This window comes from Nonomuraea harbinensis, from assembly GCF_019396385.1.
GTDB lineage: Bacteria > Actinomycetota > Actinomycetes > Streptosporangiales > Streptosporangiaceae > Nonomuraea > Nonomuraea ferruginea.
The window spans coordinates 1-14330 of record NZ_JAHKRN010000076.1; the positions used below are offsets into that span (position 1 = coordinate 1).

General features: G+C 66.4%; 17 protein-coding genes and 1 tRNA gene. 13 read left to right on the forward strand and 5 right to left on the reverse strand.

Translation table 11 applies throughout. The features are described from left to right. On the reverse strand, positions 1-99 hold a 99-nt coding region (locus KME79_RS47595; protein WP_372452453.1), incomplete at its 3' end, for a transposase. Here KME79_RS47595 and KME79_RS41330 point away from each other — a divergent pair. Next, positions 86-679 (forward strand): tyrosine-type recombinase/integrase, encoded by a 594-nt coding sequence (locus tag KME79_RS41330; RefSeq protein WP_246641282.1) that lies wholly within the window; start codon positions 86-88, stop codon positions 677-679. The two genes, KME79_RS47595 and KME79_RS41330, sit on opposite strands and share 14 nt — an antisense overlap. 261 nt (positions 680-940) lie before the next feature. Here the strand turns inward: KME79_RS41330 and KME79_RS41335 are convergent, their stop codons facing one another. Further along, positions 941-1804, reverse strand: a complete 864-nt coding sequence (locus KME79_RS41335) for a hypothetical protein (protein ID WP_219551514.1) — start codon at positions 1802-1804, stop codon at positions 941-943. Between the two features lie 378 nt (positions 1805-2182). Here KME79_RS41335 and cutA point away from each other — a divergent pair, with 378 nt between their 5' ends. After that, a complete protein-coding gene (gene cutA, locus KME79_RS41340; protein ID WP_219551516.1) occupies positions 2183-2515 on the forward strand; it encodes a divalent-cation tolerance protein CutA in 333 nt (110 codons plus the stop codon). Here cutA and KME79_RS41345 read toward each other — a convergent pair. Next, entirely contained in the window at positions 2481-3896 is a 1416-nt protein-coding gene (locus KME79_RS41345) for a helix-turn-helix domain-containing protein (RefSeq protein ID WP_219551518.1), read from the reverse strand. The two genes, cutA and KME79_RS41345, sit on opposite strands and share 35 nt — an antisense overlap. 379 nt (positions 3897-4275) lie before the next feature. On the opposite strand from KME79_RS41345, the gene KME79_RS41350 reads away from it, so the two are divergent. The 8 genes from KME79_RS41350 to KME79_RS41385 all read left to right on the forward strand — a co-directional run bounded on the left by KME79_RS41350 (position 4276) and on the right by KME79_RS41385 (position 10767). Beyond that, the gene (locus KME79_RS41350) at positions 4276-4557 is read left to right on the forward strand and encodes a hypothetical protein (protein WP_219551520.1); all 282 of its coding nucleotides are present in this window, start codon (positions 4276-4278) and stop codon (positions 4555-4557) included. 96 nt (positions 4558-4653) lie between these two features. Next, positions 4654-5385: a GntR family transcriptional regulator gene (locus KME79_RS41355; protein WP_219551522.1), complete on the forward strand. Its 732-nt coding sequence runs from the start codon at positions 4654-4656 to the stop codon at positions 5383-5385. Positions 5386-5511: 126 nt separating this feature from the next. After that, the gene (locus tag KME79_RS41360) at positions 5512-5946 is read left to right on the forward strand and encodes a plasmid replication, integration and excision activator (RefSeq protein WP_219551524.1); all 435 of its coding nucleotides are present in this window, start codon (positions 5512-5514) and stop codon (positions 5944-5946) included. Further along, the gene (locus tag KME79_RS41365) at positions 5943-6233 is read left to right on the forward strand and encodes a hypothetical protein (RefSeq protein ID WP_219551526.1); all 291 of its coding nucleotides are present in this window, start codon (positions 5943-5945) and stop codon (positions 6231-6233) included. The genes KME79_RS41360 and KME79_RS41365 overlap by 4 nt, the downstream gene beginning before the upstream one ends. Before the next feature lie 85 nt (positions 6234-6318). After that, positions 6319-7746, forward strand: coding sequence for an FtsK/SpoIIIE domain-containing protein (locus KME79_RS41370; protein ID WP_219551528.1), 1428 nt, complete (start codon positions 6319-6321; stop codon positions 7744-7746). Continuing rightward, positions 7743-9356: a replication initiator gene (locus KME79_RS41375; protein WP_219551530.1), complete on the forward strand. Its 1614-nt coding sequence runs from the start codon at positions 7743-7745 to the stop codon at positions 9354-9356. The genes KME79_RS41370 and KME79_RS41375 overlap by 4 nt, the downstream gene beginning before the upstream one ends. After that, positions 9353-9601, forward strand: coding sequence for an excisionase family DNA-binding protein (locus KME79_RS41380; protein ID WP_246641283.1), 249 nt, complete (start codon positions 9353-9355; stop codon positions 9599-9601). The genes KME79_RS41375 and KME79_RS41380 overlap by 4 nt, the downstream gene beginning before the upstream one ends. After that, positions 9601-10767, forward strand: a complete 1167-nt coding sequence (locus tag KME79_RS41385; protein WP_219551532.1) for a tyrosine-type recombinase/integrase — start codon at positions 9601-9603, stop codon at positions 10765-10767. The genes KME79_RS41380 and KME79_RS41385 overlap by 1 nt, the downstream gene beginning before the upstream one ends. A gap of 114 nt (positions 10768-10881) precedes the next feature. Here the strand turns inward: KME79_RS41385 and KME79_RS41390 are convergent. Beyond that, a tRNA-Gly gene (locus tag KME79_RS41390) sits at positions 10882-10952 on the reverse strand. Between the two features lie 103 nt (positions 10953-11055). Here KME79_RS41390 and dcd point away from each other — a divergent pair. The 3 genes from dcd to KME79_RS41405 all read left to right on the forward strand — a co-directional run bounded on the left by dcd (position 11056) and on the right by KME79_RS41405 (position 13417). Continuing rightward, on the forward strand, positions 11056-11631 hold the full coding sequence (gene dcd, locus KME79_RS41395) for a dCTP deaminase (protein WP_148037269.1): 576 nt from the start codon (positions 11056-11058) through the stop codon (positions 11629-11631). 158 nt (positions 11632-11789) lie between these two features. Then, positions 11790-12407: a DUF47 domain-containing protein gene (locus KME79_RS41400; protein WP_148036594.1), complete on the forward strand. Its 618-nt coding sequence runs from the start codon at positions 11790-11792 to the stop codon at positions 12405-12407. A 5-nt stretch (positions 12408-12412) separates the two neighbouring features. Continuing rightward, positions 12413-13417, forward strand: a complete 1005-nt coding sequence (locus KME79_RS41405) for an inorganic phosphate transporter (protein WP_148036593.1) — start codon at positions 12413-12415, stop codon at positions 13415-13417. On the opposite strand, the gene mshD is transcribed toward KME79_RS41405, so the two are convergent. After that, on the reverse strand, positions 13350-14312 hold the full coding sequence (gene mshD, locus KME79_RS41410; RefSeq protein ID WP_261809058.1) for a mycothiol synthase: 963 nt from the start codon (positions 14310-14312) through the stop codon (positions 13350-13352). The two genes, KME79_RS41405 and mshD, sit on opposite strands and share 68 nt — an antisense overlap. Positions 14313-14330 lie beyond the last annotated feature (18 nt).

Consider the following 14330-nt stretch of genomic DNA (forward strand, 5'->3'; position numbering starts at 1 on the left):
GACCGAGGGGTGCGCGGCCTTCCACGCCGTGATCACCGGCTCGATCAGGGCCCACCGCTCATCGGATAAGTCCGTCGCGTACGGCTTGCGTTCACTCACCCGGCTATCTCAACACGTCCACGCTCACAAGCCGGGCGTAACGCTACAGATTCACTCGATCACACTACGACATCACGGGCATAGGCTCACGGATCGTCCTCTCAAAGACGGCTCGGTGACCATCGGCCCGCCCAAGTCGGAAGCAGGCAAGCGCATCGTCAGCATTCCGGCGACACTGCTCCCGGATCTCCGCGAGCACATGGAGACGTACGCCGAGAAGGGTGAGCACGGCCATGTCTTCGTCGGCCCCAAGGGCGCAAGGCTCCGACGCGCGAACTTCACCCGCGTATGTGCGGCAGCGCTCAAGAAGGCCAAGCTCAGCGGCTTCCACTTCCATGACCTTCGTCACACGGGCAACACGTTCGCCGCGCAGTCCGGCGCGACGCTACGGGACCTGATGACCCGCATGGGACACTCGTCCACCCGGGCGGCGCTGATCTACCAGCACACCGCGATGGAGAGAGACAGGTCCATCGCCGACGCTCTCGGCAAGCTCGCCGAGGAGGCACTGAAGCCGGAAGAGCCCGAGCCGGAAGAGCCCGAGCCGGAAGAACAAGATCCAGACGGATCGGGCACGTAACGGGCACGGAAGATCGAAAAGAACCCTAGGAACGATCAAAGCCAGGTCGGGAACCCATCCCTGACCTGGCTTTTTGCTCCGAGAGCGGGTGACGGGAATCGAACCCGCGCTGTCAGCTTGGGAACCATCTACTGATCTTGACGCGCTGAGCTGGGAAAACGATAGTGCAGGCCAGAAGTTGTCTGCTGCTCGTGAGTAGCCATGAGTGACCGCTACTCCCCGACCGTTCTGGCACGGATCTGGCACGCGGGACCTCAAGACTTAGATCTCGCCGATCCCGGCCAGCTCTTTCGCCGTGGCGGGTCGAAGCGTTGGCAGGACGGCGAGCAGGTCAACCTCTGACACCTTGTCACTCGCCACCTGGACCAAGGCGCTGCCGCGCTTCGCAAACACTCTCGTCAAGGTGCCTTCTGTTCGTACCCAAACGTCCGTCGACACTTGTCGGCAGCTTCCGGTGACGTCTGCTAACTGGGTGACATATGGAACGGGTTCGGCGCAGGCAGCCTTCGGCGAGGCGATGGTCGCCAGCATGACATACAGCTCGATCTCCACTTGGTCACGTAGCCTCGCATAATAGATACCGATTGACGGCGGCCCCTCTTCCACCTCACCGAACCACTCTGTCAGGTGAACAGGCCGGTACTGCTGAGAACCGAGGCCGATCAGCGGCAGGCCGGATCGGACCAGTCTCCGCTCTCGTGCCGCCTCACTGATTTCGTCGCTGCTCCCGGCCACGCCGGCGAACGCGACGATGAGCGCCCCTAGCACAGACAAGCGGAGCAGTCGGTCGCCCTGCATCACCATGGCCGTTGCCGCGACATGACCACCAGCTCCGACAGCGGCGAATATGAGACTTCCGGACGGCACGCCGAGATCCATGAGATCGGGGATCGTCAGGCCGCGAAGCGCCAGGACGAGGATGGCAATGTTGACGAACGGCGCCACCACAGCGACCAGCCACCAACGCGGCAATCTGACCAGCCATCCGAGCAGCAAGCCTGCGGGAAACGGCGCGAGGAGCAAGAGAGGTGCACCAGTGTCGTCCTCAGGCCCATAAAGGTGAACGAGGACCTCCATCAACCCGATGGCGATTCCTACGATTGCAGCCCGACATAAGGCGCTCATGTGCGGATTGTAGGTCTTGAGTACGCGTCACAGCCCAGTTCCTCGTGGCTAAGGCGTCACGAAGAGTCCACGCGATCCGGTGGGCCGGGGCTGAGGTACGAAGCCCTGGACCTTCGATCGCCCCCGACCATGTACGGGGTCCAGCCATGCTGTGGCGATCGTAGGGCTGTATCTGTGTGGCGGCGCGGCAACCCCGGTCGGTGCGTTCGGTTGGTACGGCGGGGGCGGCGTGCGGTGCCCGGCCCGGTGTCCCGCCGCCGTCCGGGACCGGCCCCCAGGCCGCACGCCCGGACGGCGGGCGGGCGGAGGGCCGGGGGTACGGCGGCGCGCCGCGCCGCCGCTTGATACAGACAAGAACAATTCGGCAGTGTGAGCGGCATGGCCGAGTTCGTTGAAGTCCATGTGACCGCGCCGGATCGTGATGTTGCTGAGCGGATCGCCTCGGCGGTGGTGGCTGAACGCCTGGCCGCCGCAGCACAGCTCGTCGCTCCGATCACGTCCGTGTACTGGTGGCGTGGGGAGATCAATCAGGCTGATGAGTGGTTGCTGTTCATGAAGACCACCGCCGAGCGGTTCGACGAGTTGGCCGCTGCGATCCGGGAACTGCACCCCTACGAAGTGCCGCAGATCTTCGCCGTTCCGCTGGTGGCAGGTACGCCGGACTATCTGGAGTGGATCAGGCGGGAGACGGCCCCAGAGCCCGGCGCGTAGCGATCAGGTCACCGAGGAGTTCACGGGCGGCGGGGTCCTGCTGGCTGGCGAGCGTCTTCTCAACGGTGCTGAGATGTTGCAGACCCCACGTCGACTCCGTGCGCTGGGCCGAGTCCAGGGCGCGACGGGCGTAGGTGACGCCGGTCGGGACGTCGCCGATCTGGAACTGAGCTTGGGCGACGTCGGCGTAGATGACGGCGATGCGCTTGTGGTCGCCGCCCTCGTCGACGGAGCTGAGTGCATGCTGCCCTGCTGCGATCACCTGGCGTTCGTCACCCAGCCGAACCTGTACGGAGAGCTGGAAGGCGGCCATGCGCCCGCCGTCCAGGAAGCGGGTCCAGGCGCGTTCACGATGCGGGCGGGAACGGTCGAACGCCTCTTCTGCCTGTCGTAGCCGTTCGGCTGCTTCCAGGTCCCCGAACGCGGCGAGGTGTTCGGCCTCCAGGCAGAGCAGCCATGCCCGTGTGGCGTCGTCGCCTTGGGCCGGTAGGAACTGCTGCGCCTGCCGTACCGCCTCCAGAGCGGCCCGGCCCTCCAGCATGTACGAGCGGTAGGCGTGGGTGCATGCCTGGATGATCGGGTGTCCGCTCTCCTTGGCCGCGAGCGCTGAGACGCGGTCGAACGATGCCGACTGTGCGGGTCGCTTGAGGTCCCAGGCCAGCCAGGATGCCAGTGTCGCCGCTTCCCCGGCTGTGGCGGCGAGTCTGCGGCGGAACCGCTCGGGCGCGCCCTGGAGCAGGGCGCTCAGCTCGTTGAGGTGGCTGGTCAGTCCTTGATAGAGGGCGCTGGCGGGGAGTTCGTACTCCAGCCGGTGGAAGCCGATGGTCCGGGCTTCGAGGCGTTCGACGGTGTCCTCGTCGAGCACCTGGGGGCCGGCAAGGGCTCGGGTGAGCCGTTCCCAGGGGTCGGTGACGGAGGCGGCGGCTTCGGCGGTCAATCCGGCCGCGAGCAGGAGCATCGTTCGGCGGTCCACGTGTGCGTCCAGCCTTCCCACGATCCAGGCCAGCGTCAGCACGTCAACATCAAGCAGGTCGGCGCTCTGGCGCGGGCTGACAACAAGTTCGACTTGTTCCACGCTAAGAAGGCCGCTTGCTGGTGTTCCATCCCGAGCCGGGATGGGTGCTGACAGGACCGGGGTGCCGGTGATGACGCGCGGAGCCAGACCGAGAGTCATCCGCGCCGGGTCCGGCAGTCGCAAGCCTTCGGCGATGCGCTCGAACACCTCGAATGAGGTGACCTGGACGGCGCCGTTCATGATCTCGCTGACTTTGCCCTGGCTGAGGCCGACGGCGACGCCGATGCGGGTCTGGCTGACGCCTGCGTACTGGCGGACGAGCCGGAAGAGGTGGCCGATGTCGCGATTTGTGAGCGCGGTGAGCATTTCGGGGCGTTGCCACAGGTCAGCCGGTACTACGACCGGTTCGGCCCCGTCTGCGGGCATCTGCCGTTTCCCCTTGCGTCCTTGGACTGCCGGTGACACCACCGTCACGGCTCGCAGTCATCCCGTCAAGGGATAACACCCATCCCGTCCAGAGATCTCGGCTCGGGATGGGCTGTCTCCGTCCAGGTCAAGACGCTTGTCCCATGACTGCGAACAAGCTGCTGACACGTGAGAGGTGCCGCGCCTGCCGGGGCAAGGGCTGGCGCTGGGTGAGGGCCAGCCGCGCTGACGCGCTGCGCCGTATCGACGGCACCGTGGTTGATCTTGCCCAGGTTGATTGCTTCGAGTGCTCCGGCGTGGGCAGAAGGCGGGCCGCGTGATGGAGATCGTCACTGACTGCGTGGCCCCGCACGTGCCCAGTGCCCTGCCGGATCACATGGAGATCGTGTGGCTCGACAGGCTTCGGGCGGAAGACCGTGTTCGGGTGATCACCTGGACCTGTGACTGCCAGGCCGTCTACTACGAGTTGTGTCACGCCGCCGGGCGGGCGTACATCCGGCGTACCCTGCGCAAGGACGGCACGGTTCACGAGACGTACCGCTGGCTGTTCCGCGAGGCCGCACAAGTCTGGGACGCGCTGCTGCTCGGTCAGGCCCGGTAGGCGGGGTACGTCTTTCTGACTGATCCAGGGTTGTCCAAGCTGCCTGCGCTGATAGCCTGCTTGGCTAGACAGGCATGGTGATTGCGGGGCTTCCTGATGTCATTCGAATACACGCCTCCGAAGTACGCCCAGTTGATCGCGGAGCTGGAAAGACGCATCGATTCGGGCGAGTACCCGCCCGGCTCCATGCTGCCCAGCGAACATCAGCTCATGGCCGAGTTCGGCATGGCGCGACCGACCGTGGTCAAGGCGCTCGGTGTGCTGCGGGACCAAGGCTGGATCGTCACCCACCAGGGCAAGGGCCGTTTCGTGCGCGGTCGCCCGGCCATTCCTACCGGTCAGCAGGTACGGACCGGGCGGGAGCTGCTGGAGCGTAAAGAGGTCCAGGTCTCCAGTCGACTGCTGACGGCCGAAGAGGTGCAGGCGCCCAACAGGATCGCCGCCTATCTCAACCTCAAGCCCAAGTCCGCGGTGGTGCTGCGCCGGTCGCTGGTCGAGCATGACGGGGAGCCCACCGAGATCTCCTCGACGTGGCTGCCGGTCGAGGTGGCGTCCGGAACGCCGCTGACCGAGCCGGAGGAGTTGAAGCAGGGCGTTCGCCGGTACGTCGAGAGCGCGGCCGGCACTTCCCTGGACCACATCATCGAGCACGTCACCGCGCGGAACCCGACCAAGGAGGAGTCCAGCCTCCTGGACGTGAAGCCCTCCGCCGCGCTGCTGACCGTCTACGCCGTGGCCTGCGACGCCACCGGCAGGCCATGGGTCGTGGTCGAGTCCGTGCTTCCCGGTGATCGGCACGAGCTAGAGGATGCGTATCCGATCCGGTAACTCCGGATTTCTTTACCTTCCGAGCCCACTTGGCCTACTTGACTGGCCAAGTGGGCTCAGTGCTTAATAGAGCCACAACTTGGTCAGTCAAGATGGCTGACCGCATAAGACAAGGAGGTTCGCACCATGGCAATCCAAGGCCCCATCCCCGTCACCTACGCCCAGGTCTTCCCGTACGGCTGCTACAGCGTGGGGGACGTCGAGCCGGTCAAGGACTTCGAAGCATCCACCAACGGCCGGTTCGTCCAGGCGCGGGACAAGCAGACGGGCGAACCCGTCTGGCAGATCCCCGTCATGGATGCCGACCCCTCGCTCAAGGCCGCACAGAAGACCGTGGCCGTGAAGATCCTCAGCCCGGTTCAGCCGGTGCCCCCGGCTCCCGTCGCCGGGCTGCCGTTCACGCCGGTCGAGTTCGACGGCATGACCGTCACCCCGTACGTCAACGGATCCGGACGGCTCGCCTACTCCATCAAGGCGCGGCAGATGCTCGCGCCCCGCACCACTACCGCACCCGCCACCACCAACGCCAAGTCCAGCAGCAAGGAGGCCGCTGCCGCATGACCGGTTCCAGCTACACCACGATCAGCATCAAGCCCAGTGAAGAGCCCCGCATCGGGGTCTCCATCCACCCGGACGCGCTGGCCAAGGTCGAGTACTACTCGGCTGACAAACACGCCTGCGCCTTCATCCGCATCGGCTACGGCGCCTGCGACGTGTTCATCAGCACCACCAGCGACACCGAGATCACCGGCGAACACCTGAGGTTCGCCAACGAACTGGTCGAAGCGGCCACCAGCTTCCTGGCCGACTGCGAGCGCCTGCACGCCGAGCAGAACGCGGCGGCCTGACACACGAAAGCGGGGCCGCTGGAACTGGTCCTTCCGGCGGCCCCTTCTTCTCCCCTGACGCCAATCACGAGAGGAGTTCAGCCTAATGTTCAAGAAGCTCCCCGGCGACGAGACGCGCAACCTCGTCACCACCACGCCGGACACCGCCGTCGTCTTCCGTCCCGCCGTGGTGAAGACCCCGGCCATCCTCACTCTGCTCGTCTTCGCCTACCGGTTCCTCGTCGCCCTCGTGCGTACGGTGTGGCGGCATCCCGTGGCCGTTGCCATTCCCGTGAGCCTCGGGGTCGTCTGGCTGCTCTATGACTGGCCGCTGGCCGTCTCCCTGCTCGGGCTCGTCGTCCTGGCGCTGCTCGGCTGGGCGTTCACCGACCGGGCCTCATTCGCCCGCCTGGTCGGCTGGCGGCTGCTGGCCTGGTGGCGGCTCGTCTCCGTCTACCGCCGTCACTGGCAAGGCGTCATGGACGTCTCCGGCCTGGCCCGGCGCGTCCACGGCCGCGACTACCTGCCCCGGATCGTCCGCCTCCAGTGCGACGGCTGGGCCGACCGGATCACCGTCCGCATGCTCAAAGGCCAAGCCGTCAAGGACTGGTCCGACCGCTCCGACAACCTCGCCCACGGTTTCGGGGTCACCTCATGCCGCGTCACGCTGGTCAAGGGCGGCCTGTTGCTGCTTACCTTCCCGCGCAGCGACCCACTGGCCGCCCCGATCCCGGCGCTACCGATCCCGGATGAGCCGACCGTGGGACCGGTCGAGATCGGCAAGCAGGAAAACGGCCAGCCGCTGCGGCTCAAGGTGCACGGCACCCACGTCCTGATCGCGGGAGCCACAGGGGCCGGCAAAGGCTCGTTCCTGTGGAACACCATCCGCGGCCTGCTCCCCGCCATGCGGGCGGGCCTGGTCGAAGTCTGGGCGCTCGATCCCAAGCTGATGGAGCTGTCCTACGGCCGCGAACTCTTCCAAGGCCGGTACGCCGCCGACCCGGCCGACTGCGCCGACCTGCTCGACGAAGCCGTCACCATGATGCACAAGCGCGCCGCCCGCTTCGCCGGACTCCAGCGCTCCCACGTCCCGACCATCGAGGACCCGTTCGTCCTGGTCCTCGTCGACGAAGTGGCCTTCCTGACCGCCTACCAACCCGACAAGCAACTCAGGCACCGCATCTCCGCCGCCCTGGCCACCCTCGCCACCCAAGGCCGCTCGGTCGGCGTCGGCGTCATGGCAGCACTCCAAGACCCACGCAAGGAGGTCATGAGCATCCGCAACCTGTTCCCCGACAAGATCGCCCTACGACTCGACGAATCCGAGCAGGTGGACATGGTCCTCGGCGACGGCGCACGCGACCGTGGCGCTCTGGCCGATCACATCTCCCCCGTCCCAGAGCTCGGCGCGGGCGTCGCCTACATGCGCCTGGAAACGAGCCCCGACCCGATCCGGGTCCGCGCCGCCTACGTCTCCGACACCGACATCCGCCAGATGGTCACCCTGTTCACCAAGCGAGGTGAGGCCGCATGACCAACCCGCACGACCGCGCCCTGCCCCGCGCCGTCCGGCTGACGATGCCGCTCGCCCAGGACGTCGTCGAGGAGGTCGCCAAGCAACACGGCGTGTGCATCCGACCCGTCGCGCTCAAGCGGCTCGACACCCACACCGGACAGTGGGAGATCGTCGATGTCCCCTGCGGCTCGCCGATGGAAGCCAAGTGCCCTCCGTGCGCCAAACGCAACCGGCACCTGCGCATGGCCCAATGCCGTGAAGGCTGGCACCTCGACGAAGAACCCACCATCACACCCGACGAACCGAACGACGAACAACGCTGGCTGGTCGAGTTCCGCGCCGACATCCAGGCCCAGCGCGACGACGCCGACAAGGCCGGTGCCGACACCGCCGAGCTGGACGCACTCATCGAGGGCCTGGACGAAGAGATCAACAACGCCGGAATGCGCGGCAACGTCCTCGGCCGCACCGCCCCGAAGCGCACCCGTTCGACCAAGCGGCGACAAGACGCACCCGACCTGCCCAAGCGCACGATGACCAACACCACCCTCGGCCGCACCTTCCAGGCCCCGGACGGCAAGACCTACCGGCCGTCGCTGTTCGTCACGCTCACCCTGCCCTCCTACGGCAAGGTCCGTGACGGCGTGCCCGTCGATCCCGAGACGTACGACTACCAGCGTGCCGCCCGCGACGCGCTGCACTTCTCCAAGCTGATCGACCGCTTCGTGCAGAACCTACGCCGCGTCGCGGGCTATGACGTGCAGTACTTCGCCACCGTCGAACCTCAGAAGCGGCTCGCCCCGCACCTGCACATGGCCATCCGCGGAACCCTTCCGCGTGCGGAGATCAAGCAGATAGCCGCCGCCACCTACCACCAAGTGTGGTGGCCACAGGCCGACAAGGTCGTCTTTGACGGTGAGCGCCTGCCGGTCTGGGAGCAAGGGGCCGGCTACCTCGACCCCGACACCGGGGAAGTCCTGCCCACCTGGGACGAAGCCCTCGACCAGCTCGACGCCGACGAGGACGCCGAGCCGCTGCACGTGATCCGCTTCGGCGACCAGGTGGACGTCAAAGGCGTCCTGTCCGGAACCCCGGACGCCGACCAGTGCATCCGCTACCTGTCGAAGTACCTGACCAAGAGCCTCGGTCAATCCCTCGACGGCGGCCAGGCTCAGCAGCAGCACGCGGCCCGGTTCGTCGATGCCCTGCGCTACGAGCCCTGCTCGCCCACCTGCGCCAACTGGCTGCGCTACGGCATTCAGCCGAAGGGAGCCAAGGCCGGGATGATGCCGGGCCGCTGTCGGAGCAAGGCGCACAAGCCCGAACACCTCGGCTACGCGGGCCGTCGTGTCCTTGTCTCTCGCAAGTGGTCCAACAAGACCCTCGCCGAGCACAAGCAGGACCGCCGTACCTGGGTCTTGGAAGCTCTCGGACAGACTGACCAGCCCACCGACCCACACCGCTACGTCTGGCGCCCCGTCCCGGCCGGAGACGCCAACGTGCCGCCGCTGTCGGTGCGGCTGCTGCGATCCGTACGAGAACGCCAACGCTGGCTCGCTCACATGGCTGAACTCCAAGCCAGAGCAGAAGGCCAAGATCTTTCGGCAACAGAAGGGAGGGCGGCATGAGAACGGGCCAGATGGCGGCGGCATCGCCCCTCCCGGACATTGCCAAAGACCGGTTGCTGACCGTGGATCAGGTCGCGGCCCGGCTCAGCACCTCCACGAGGTTCCCCCGGCGTCTCATCGCGGAACGCCGGATCACGTTCGTCCGCGTCGGACGGAACGTGCGCATCCCCGAATCGGCCCTTGAGGCGTTCATCCGGGCCGGGGTCGTCGAACCCATCACCGTACGGAAGAGAAGGGTTGCCTGATGGGCGGTAACAACAAGGGCCACCGGCGCAGGTTCGGCGCGGTGCGCAAGCTCCCGTCCGGGCGGTTCCAGGCGCGATACACCGGTCCTGATGATCAGGAGTACACCGCGCCGAACACCTTCGCCACCAAAACCGACGCCGAGATCTGGCTGTCCCGGAAAGAGTCGGAGATCCTCAGCCAGGAGTGGACCGATCCGGACGCAGGGAAGATCCCATTCCGAGAGTTCGCCGCCACGTGGATGACGGAGAGGACCCTTCGCCCGAAGACGGCCCAGCTCTACGAGGGTCTTCTCCGGCTGCACATCAACCCGAGCCTCGGCGACAAGCTCCTCGTCGACATCACCGCCCGCCACGTTCGGCAGTGGCACACGAAGCTCACGCAGAACGGCCCGGGGGCCTCAACCGTCGCCAAGGCATACCGGCTGCTTCGCGGCATCCTCAACACCGCCGTCGAAGAGGAGATGATCAAGAAAAACCCGTGCAAGATCAAGAATGCCGGGGTGGAGCGGCCGGACGAGCGTCCGGTGTTGACCGTGCCAGAAGTCTTCGCGCTGGCGTCGGCCGTACCGCCCCGGTTCCGCGCCCTGGTCCTGCTCGCCACTTTCGGCAGCATGCGCTGGGGTGAGCTGGCGGCCCTGCGGAGGCGCAACCTCGATCTCGACGCTGGGACGGTACGGATCGAGGAGTCGGTCTCCGAGATGAAGACAGGAGAGCTGATCACTGGTCGGCCCAAGACGGACGCCGGTGTACGGGTGGTCACGCTCCCCAAGGTCATCATGGGCGACCTGCGGTGGCATCTTCAGCGCTTCAGCCAGCCCGGCCCGGACGGCCTGGTCTTCGTCGGTGAGCAGGGAGCACAGCTCCGCCGCAGCGCCTTCACCAAGATCTGGGCCAAGGCGATCAAGAAGTCCGGTCTTCCGGCAATTCACGTCCATGACCTTCGCCACACCGGCAACACCCTGGCAGCGATGACCGGAGCCTCGCTCAAGGAACTCATGGCCCGCATGGGGCACTCCAGCACCAAGGCCGCGATGATCTATTTGCACGCCGCGAAGGATCGTGACCGGGCCATCGCCGATGCTCTCGGCGAGATCGTCAAGCAAGGGCTCAAGCCCAGCGACGACGAGAGTGATGACGACGGCGGAGCACTCGAACCAGTCGGGTGATCACCGCAAGATCAACTGTTCTGGCACGAATCTGGCACGGCATCGAAACCAAGCCCGTACAAGATCAAAGCCCAGGTCCCGAATCCCTCGGTCGACCTGGGCTTTCACATCGAGAGCGGGTGACGGGAATCGAACCCGCGCTGTCAGCTTGGGAAGCTGATGTTCTGCCATTGAACTACACCCGCGTCGCGGCCCGAAGCCGCGACCAACACTCTAGCGGAAAGCCGACCCACTTGACCAAGCAGAGCCGTCTGACTTCGCCAGGACACACCGGGTAGGTTGCTCATCGTGCTGCTATCTGATCGCGACATCCTTGCCGAGATCGACGCCGGCCGCCTGGCGCTGAGCCCGTTCCACCGGGACATGGTCCAGCCGTCCAGCATCGACGTCCGGCTCGACCGCTTTTTCCGGGTGTTTGAGAACCACAGGTATCCGCACATCGATCCCTCGATGGAGCAGCCGGATCTGACGCGGCTGGTCGAGCCTGACGGGGACGAGCCGTTCATCCTGCATCCGGGCGAGTTCGTGCTCGCCTCGACATACGAAGTGATCACGTTGCCCGACGATCTGGCTTCCAGGCTGGAGGGCAAGAGTTCCCTGGGGCGGCTCGGGTTGCTGACGCACTCGACGGCCGGGTTCATCGATCCGGGGTTCACCGGTCACGTCACGCTTGAGCTGTCCAACGTGGCCACGTTGCCGATCAAGTTGTGGCCGGGGATGAAGATCGGGCAGTTGTGTGTGTTCCGGTTGAGTTCGCCGGCGGAGTTCCCGTACGGGTCGGAGAGGTACGGGTCGCGCTACCAAGGGCAGCGCGGGCCGACGCCGTCGCGGTCGTTCCAGAGCTTTCACCGCACAGAGGTGTAGTACCCGGCTGCGCGGCTATGGGGCGTTGGAAGTACTCTTGCCCCGGTGTCGTACAGCATACGGAGGGTAGCGCCTAGGAGAAGGGGACATGAAGTTCGCATTTCACCTGGTAAGCCTTACCCTTTCCACGGACCATCCCCGCACATCTGGAGAACGACGTGCGCCTGCGGCTCACGCCACGTGAGGACAGCTACTATGACCTGTTCGCCGACTCGGCGAACAACCTGGTCACCGCATCACGCTTGCTCGTAGAGATCATCAGCGACGGATCGGATCGGGAGTCCCTGGCCGAGAAGATGCGGGCCTGCGAGCACGCCGGCGACGAACGCACCCATGCGATCATGAACCGGCTCAACGAGAGTTTCATCACTCCGTTCGACCGCGAGGACATCTACCGTCTCGCTTCCAACCTCGACGATGTGATGGACGCCATGGAAGCGGCGTCCGACCTCATCGTGCTCTACCAGATCGACCATCTCCCCAAAGACGTGGTCCGTCAGGTCGAGGTGCTGGAGCGGGCGGCAGAGCTCACGGCGGAGGCGATGCCCCGACTGCGGTCGATGAAGAACCTCAACGAGTACTGGATCGAGGTCAACCGCCTGGAGAACCAGGGCGACCAGATCTACCGCCGGCTGCTGGCCAAGCTGTTCGGCGGTGAGTACGACGCGCTCACGGTCATGAAGATGAAGGAGGTCATCGACGCCCTCGAAGAGGCGGCCGATGCCTTCGAGCACGTCGCCAACACCGTCGAATCCATCGCGGTCAAGGAAAGCTAGGGCCGGTGGACCTCACGCTCGCCCTAGTCATCGGCGTGGTCGTGATCGCGCTGATCTTCGACTACACCAATGGCTTCCACGACGCGGCGAACGCCATCGCCACGTCCGTCTCCACCCGCGCGCTGACCCCCAGGGCGGCGCTCTTCATGGCCGCGGCGATGAACTTCATCGGCGCCCACCTGGGAACGCAGGTCGCCCAGACGGTCGGCAAAGGGATCATCGACGCGCCACAGGGCTCTCACGGCCTGGTGATCGTGGCGGCGGGCCTGATCGGCGCCATCACCTGGAACATGATCACCTGGTATTTCGGTCTTCCTTCCTCCTCCAGTCACGCGCTCATCGGCGGCCTGATCGGCTCGGCGCTCGCGTCCGCCAGCGTGGTCCACTGGGACGGCGTGGTGGAGAAGGTCGTCATCCCCATGATCCTGTCGCCGCTCGTGGGTTTCACGCTCGCGGCGTCGATCATGATCGCAATCTACTGGATCTTCCGCAACGCGCAACCCGGCAAGGCGAACCGCGGGTTCCGCTACGCGCAGACGGTCTCGGCCGCGGCGATGGCGCTCGGTCACGGATTGCAGGACGCTCAGAAGACCATGGGCGTCATCTTCCTGTCGCTGGTGGTCGGCGGCTACGTGGCGCCCACCGACGACATCCCCCAGTGGGTCATCCTGGCCGCCGCCGCGGCGATCTCGCTGGGCACGTACGCGGGCGGCTGGCGCATCATGCGCACGCTGGGCCGTCGCATCATCGCGCTCGACCCGCCGCAGGGTTTCGCCGCCGAGGCGGCGGCGTCCACGGTCCTGTACGGGGCAGCGATCGGGTTCGGGGCGCCGATCTCGACCACGCACACGATCACCTCGGCGATCATGGGCGTGGGCTCGACCAAGCGGCTGTCGGCCGTGCGGTGGGGGGTGGCGGGCAACATCGTGACCGCCTGGGTCCTTACGATCCCGGCTGCGGCTCTGGTCGCGGCGCTGTCGTACTTCGCGCTTCACTGGGCGGTGGAGTAGCGGCGTACATGACGTCGACGTCCCAGCGGGCGAACCCGAGCGACTCGTACAGGCGGATGGCCGCCGTGTTGGTCTCGTCCACGTAGAGCATGGCCTGGGCGAGGCCGCGCGAGCGCAGGTGGGCCAGGCCGGTCAGGGTGAGTGACCTGCCCAGGCCGGTGCCCTGCTGGGACGGGTCGACGCCGACCACGTAGACCTCGCCGAGCGGCTCGTGGCCGTGCTCGTCGGAGCCGTGGATCTTCGTCCAGTGGAAGCCGACGAGCCGGTCGCCGCGGAAGGCGAGGAAGAACCCCTCGGGGTCGAACCACGGCTCGCGCTCGCGTCGCAGCAGGTCGTCGAGCTCCCAGGCGCCCTGCTCGGGGTGCTGGGCGAAGGAGGCGGCGTTCACCTTGAGCCACGCCTCCTCGTCCCGGCCGGGCACGAACGTGCGGACCGTGACGCCCTCGGGCACGGTGGCGTCGGCGATCGGGGCGTACAGGGAGCGGCGCATCTGCCACAGCGACCGGGCGCGCACGAAGCCCAGCGACGCGGCCAGCGCCTCCGCGCCGGGGTGGCCGCCGTGCGCCCACAGCCGCAGCCTGCCGCCGGTCAGGTCGAGCACGGCGCGCAGCAGTTCCTTGCCGTGGCCGCGGCCCCGGTGCGCGGGGTGGACGACCAGCTCGCCGCTGGGGCCCTCCACCTCGTCGGTGGGGTCGACGTGGGCGTATCCGACGAGCTCGTCCGCGTAGAGCAGCAGCGAGCGGGCGCGGGGGTCGCCGCCGTAGCGCAGATGCAGCATCACGTGCTCGTTGAGCGGGCGGACGCGGTCGGCTTCCGTGGCCGCTTCCACGACACTCAAGACATCGGCGATTTCTTGGTCGTCCAGCCGTTCTCTGATCCTCACGTGCGTACTCACAGCTCGAACTCTAGGCGT